We start from the raw sequence: 1435 nt of genomic DNA on the forward strand, positions 1-1435 counted from the left end.
GAAACCGGCTGTGAGCGCGGGTTCAAGCATATAGCCCGACAGGCGCGTATCCTTGCCGATCACGACACGATGGCGGTGGTCACCGCGACGAAAGACACGGCCAGCCGCCATGCCGACGCGCAAGGCGGTTTCCGCCGTCATCGCGCCTTCGTTGGCTTTGCCACGAATACCGTCTGTGCCGAAATATTTGCGCACCATAAGGTCGATTATCCTGTCGTCGGGTCGCCCTCAAAGGGGACATGCCTGCTGAACCGCGAATATAGAGAAATATCCCGAATGTGCAGTTAACGAATTCTTGCGGTTTCTTTCAGCGCCGCCAATACCGCCAGCCCGTCGCGCAAGGGGCGCGGCTCGTGTGTGCGGATGAAGTCAGCTCCACCTGCGGCGGCGGCAAGCTCTGCAGCGAGTGTCGCGGCCCCGACATCCCCCGGACCACGGCCTGTGAGCGCGCGCAGAAAGGATTTGCGCGAAACAGACAGAAGCACCGGCAAATCGAAGCGCAGCCGCAATTCATCGAACCGCGCCAGCACCGAGAGCGAGGTTTCGGGAGCAGCCCCCAGAAAAAACCCCATGCCGGGATCAAGGACAAGGCGGTTGCGTTTGATACCGGCACCCGTCAGCGCCGCGATGCGCGCGTCAAAGAACGCCGCAATGTGATCCATGATGTCGCCAGCGGGTGCCTCGCGCCGATCTGCCTGCCCGTCTTGCACCGAATGCATAACGACGAGTTTGGCAGATGATTTCGCCAATTGCGGATAGAACGCAGCGTCTGGAAAACCGCGAATATCATTGAGATAGGCCACACCACGCGACAAGGCATAGGCTTGCGTCGCGGGTTGATAACTGTCGAGCGAGACGGGAATGCCATCTGCCTTGAGCGCGTCCAGCACCGGCGCGATACGCGCGATTTCTGTGTCGGACGAAACAGGCGCGGCGTCGGGATTGCTGGATGCCGGACCGAGGTCGATCACATCTGCCCCCTCGGCCATCAGCTTACGCGCCTGCGCAATGGCTGCGTCTGGCGCCAGATACCGGCCTCCATCGGAGAAACTGTCCGAGGTTATGTTGACGATGCCGAAAATGATGAGCGATTTATTCATGGGGGCTTCTATAATAATAATAATCGAGCATGAGTCTCATACGGATGCTCGGGTCGAAAGGGAATCCCCAGGCGAGTAACCTGTTTGCGGTGATCTGAACCGTACCGGGTTTGTCGGAGACTTTTTTATTTAAGTTAGGCCACCTGACCTAACGGATTAATTTTATCATAGTACATTGCTTCAAAATCAAAAGGTGGCACATAACCTAGTGCACTATGTACACGCTCTTTATTGAACCAATCTACCCAATTTAATGTCGCAAGTTGTACATCCGCTAAACCTTGCCAATCTGCTTTTAAATATTCAATCACCTCTGTTTTGTATAAGCCATTCAC

2 protein-coding genes and 1 pseudogene are annotated in these 1435 nt (G+C 55.8%); all 3 read right to left on the reverse strand.

Annotated features, from left to right (window positions below; translation table 11 throughout):
• Window positions 1-198, reverse strand: a pseudogene (gene glmM / locus F947_RS00125) (phosphoglucosamine mutase); the annotation flags it as partial.
• Between the two features lie 86 nt (window positions 199-284).
• Window positions 285-1100 carry a sulfonamide-resistant dihydropteroate synthase Sul2 gene (gene sul2 / locus F947_RS00130; protein ID WP_001043260.1) on the reverse strand — a complete coding sequence of 272 codons (816 nt, stop codon included), beginning with the start codon at window positions 1098-1100 and terminating at the stop codon, window positions 285-287.
• A 134-nt stretch (window positions 1101-1234) separates the two neighbouring features.
• Window positions 1235-1435: integrase core domain-containing protein (locus F947_RS00135; protein WP_051062265.1), on the reverse strand; the 201-nt coding region annotated here is incomplete at its 5' end.

The sequence above is a fragment of the Acinetobacter towneri DSM 14962 = CIP 107472 genome, assembly GCF_000368785.1.
GTDB classification, from domain to species: Bacteria; Pseudomonadota; Gammaproteobacteria; order Pseudomonadales; family Moraxellaceae; genus Acinetobacter; species Acinetobacter towneri.